Below are 3654 nucleotides of genomic sequence, written 5' to 3'. Positions count from 1 at the left end.
TCACAGCAGCTAAACCTTCGTGAACTCGACGCGCATTGGCTCGGTCTAGAGCACGCTTATCATCGTCTTCACGAGAAGCAATACGTTCACTCTCTACAAGCGATATTGTTTTGTCTTTGTGATGTTTTTTAAACTCATTAATATCTTGGTAAATATAACTGAACTCTACATCTTTGCTGATACGCTCTTTATGTTTAACATCAAGATTGTTAATCAACATAGGGGTAATATTCCCTAAAGTAGTGTACTGCGCTACAGGTACTTTATCCCATGGTAATGCATTTTCTTCTTCCGACTCACCATATTCACCAGGCTCTAAAGCACTCGGTAAGCGCACATCAGGTGTGACACCTTTTAACTGAGTACTGCCGCCATTAATACGGTAAAACTTAGCAATGGTATACTGCACATGACCGATTGGCTTTTCGTACATGTCATAAATTCGACCCAAGCTTTTATGTTGCTGAACAGTCCCTTTACCAAAGGTCGATTCACCGACAATAAGTGCGCGGTCATAATCTTGTAAAGCTGCAGCAAAAATCTCTGAAGCCGATGCACTATAACGATCAACCATCACAGTAAGTGGGCCATTGTAAGCACTGGCGCCATCATTATCACGATTTTGATTAATGCCACCATTAGCATCACGGATTTGAACAACTGGCCCCATATCAATAAACAAGCCAGTGAGCAATGTCGCTTCGGTTAATGCCCCACCGCCATTGCCACGAAGGTCAATAATAATCCCTTCAACATTGTCTTTCTCAAGTTTAGTGATTTCTTTGGCCACATCTTGTGACAAATTCATATAAAACCCAGGGATTTGAATCACCCCGACTTTACGATTGGCATACTGGCCTTCTTTAGGCTCAACCACTTTTGACGTCGCAGCACGGTCTTCTAAACGAATTTTATCTCGGGTAATGACAACTTCAAAAGGTTTAGCATTCGCCCCGCCTTTTTTCGGCAAAATCTGTAATACGACTTCGCTGCCTTTTGGCCCTTTGATCAAATCAACAACATCATCTAAACGCCAACCTATGACGTCAACAATGTCACCGTCTTTTTGACCAACACCAACAATTTTATCTTCTGGTGATAATTTCTCGCTATTGGCCGCCGGCCCTCCGGCCACTAAACTTTTGATGACAGTGTAGTCATCATCCATTTGCAACACAGCACCGATCCCCTCGAGACTTAAATTCATTTCCATTTGGAAACGTTCTGCATTACGAGGTGATAAATAACTGGTATGAGGCTCAACACTACGAGCAAACGCATTCATGACTGTTTGAAACACGTCTTCGCTTTGTGTTTGGCTTAAACGCTTAATGGCATTGTTATAACGCTTCTCGAGCACTTCAACAATTTCAGGCCACTTTTTACCGGTTAACTTTAGATTTAGTGCGTCATATTTAACGCGTTGACGCCAAAGTTCATTCACTTCGGCTTCGTCTTTTGGCCACTGCGCATCTTTGCGATCAAATTCATACGCATCGCCAGCTTGAGTAAAGTCGAACTCTTTATCAAGCAAAGACAAAGCATAAGCAAAACGCTCATAACGACGTTTTTGTACTAGATCGTACATGGTAAATGCAGGGCTAATATCGCCTGATTCGACCATGTTATCAAACTGGTTTTGATATTGACTAAAGCTCGCAATGTCTGCCGCTGTCAGCACATTACGACGATAATCAAGTTGCTCAAGAAAACGGGTATATATTTGTTCAGAGAATGCATCATCAAGTACAAAACGATGATAATGCGAGCGAGTAAACAAAGTTGTTACTCGCTTGCTAGCCACTTTATGTTGTGGCTCTTGTGCTAGTTTAGGTAACTCGCTGATTTGAATCGTTGGTGAAATTGCCCATGCCGAAAAGCCGACAAATAAACTGGCAATTGACGCGGCCAAGGTAAGTTTTCGCATCAACAAGTACTCCTTAAATTTCTATAATAGTATGTGCTCTGCACGTACTTTGATGGATAAGCCAGAATCTAATTGAACAAGCACATCCTCTTTATTAATATCAGTTACAACACCAGGAACAGGTGTGGCACCTAATTTAACATTAACGCGTTGTTTTTGTTTTAAATCTTCTAGCTTAGCAGGCACAAGTTTAATCACTGGAGCAGCTACCGGTGCAGGACGTTCCTTTTTAACGGCTGGTGCACGTTTAGGTGCCACTTTCTTCGCCGGCTTTTTAGGCGCTAAGGCTTGACGCTTTGCTTTGGCTTTATCTTGGCTTTCTTTAAGCGTCAAAATAGCATGGTCAATGTGCTCTTGTTCTAATTCAGCACATTCATTACCGTCAAGATCTATACGTTTAGCACCTGCTTTTACGCCTTTCAAATAGCGCCAGCTACTTGTATAACGGCGAAGTGCTACACGTAATTGTGTTTTACTGACTTTAGAATCATCAGCTAACCGTTCAGCCAAATCTTGAAACAAACCAATTTTTAATGGCTTAGTTTCACCTTCTGCAATAAAGCATAAAGGAAAGGTTTCATATAAATACGCTAAAATTGCGTTGGTGTCGGTCAACTTGTCTGTTGATTCCATTTTTACTTCCACGTTAATAAAGGGACTGATTATGCGGCATAAAAGTTGCCATGCAGTCGTTCATCTTTCGTTAAACCTTACTGTTAAAGCTTAACGTACAAAATATCACTATCCGCCAGTTTGCTAAAGTCATTGAAACAAACCTTAACAATTTAACCAAACTTACTCTCAGCTTAATCATCGCTCATCAGTAAATCCAGCACAAATGCGTATAGCGGCATATTATAAAGCCCGCGACAGCGAATGCGACCATGATTTAATCTAATTTGTTCGCTATTTAACCAAATAGGCAAGTTTCGAAACTTTTTACCATGTTTTCTAAACCAATTTGATCATCTTGATCGAATCGATTCAGTAATGGACTGTCAATATCTAACACTGCCACAACCTCATTGCCCTGTCTAACAGGGATCACAATTTCTGAATTGCTGGCAGAATCGCATGCAATATGGCCGTCAAATTGATGAACATCGGCAACTCGTTGGGTTTTATTTTCTGCTGCGGCAGTGCCACAAACACCTTTGCCCATATTAATACGGGTGCAAGCCACTTTACCTTGGAATGGACCAAGGACTAATTGTTCACCACGCTTGATATAAAAACCAGCCCAGTTTAAGTCTTCTAGGCTGTCATTTAACAACGCTGAAAAATTAGCCATGGCAGCAGTTAAATCATCTTCGCCTTCAAGTAAGGCTTGTGCTTGACGATTTAATGTTTGGTAAAATTCGGTTTTCATTTTCATTCCTTAAGCTGACACCCACTCCAAGAATGAGTGATGAATACGACTATTCTACTGATGTACTTTTAGCCGCAGTCTTTTTAGTTTTCGCTGTAGGAGCGTTTTTAACCTGTACTATGCCTTTTAGCAAGTTAGAAAGCTCATCTTTATTGTTTGCTAGATAAAATGCTAGTTGTTCGCATTTATTTTCATCAAGTCCGAGGTCTGCCTTAATAAGAAATGGCACTAGGTTATCGGAAATATCAAGCATCTTATCGTAGGCATCAGCCTCTTTCTTCGATATAAATGTCATCTTTTCCACCCCTTCTCTGACCACGACAAATTGGGTTATCACTGCCATGATGTAATCCTCACT

The 3654-nt window shown here is 40.9% G+C and carries 4 protein-coding genes; all 4 read right to left on the bottom strand.

All coding sequences use genetic code 11. From position 1 onward, the window contains the following. Nucleotides 1-1927, bottom strand: a 1927-nt coding sequence (gene prc / locus CXF78_RS14685; RefSeq protein ID WP_180957158.1) for a carboxy terminal-processing peptidase, incomplete at its 3' end; no start/stop codon positions are given. Between the two features lie 21 nt (nucleotides 1928-1948). Then, nucleotides 1949-2560: an RNA chaperone ProQ gene (proQ, locus tag CXF78_RS14680; RefSeq protein WP_011637685.1), complete on the bottom strand. Its 612-nt coding sequence runs from the start codon at nucleotides 2558-2560 to the stop codon at nucleotides 1949-1951. A gap of 277 nt (nucleotides 2561-2837) precedes the next feature. Continuing rightward, nucleotides 2838-3296: a GAF domain-containing protein gene (locus CXF78_RS14675; RefSeq protein ID WP_102037217.1), complete on the bottom strand. Its 459-nt coding sequence runs from the start codon at nucleotides 3294-3296 to the stop codon at nucleotides 2838-2840. A gap of 49 nt (nucleotides 3297-3345) precedes the next feature. Then, nucleotides 3346-3639: a YebG family protein gene (locus tag CXF78_RS14670; RefSeq protein ID WP_011637687.1), complete on the bottom strand. Its 294-nt coding sequence runs from the start codon at nucleotides 3637-3639 to the stop codon at nucleotides 3346-3348. Nucleotides 3640-3654: the final 15 nt, after the last annotated feature.

This window comes from Shewanella sp. 11B5 (assembly GCF_002836795.1).
Classification (GTDB): Bacteria; Pseudomonadota; Gammaproteobacteria; order Enterobacterales; family Shewanellaceae; genus Shewanella; species Shewanella frigidimarina.
This window is presented reverse-complemented; position numbering and strand designations above follow the sequence as displayed.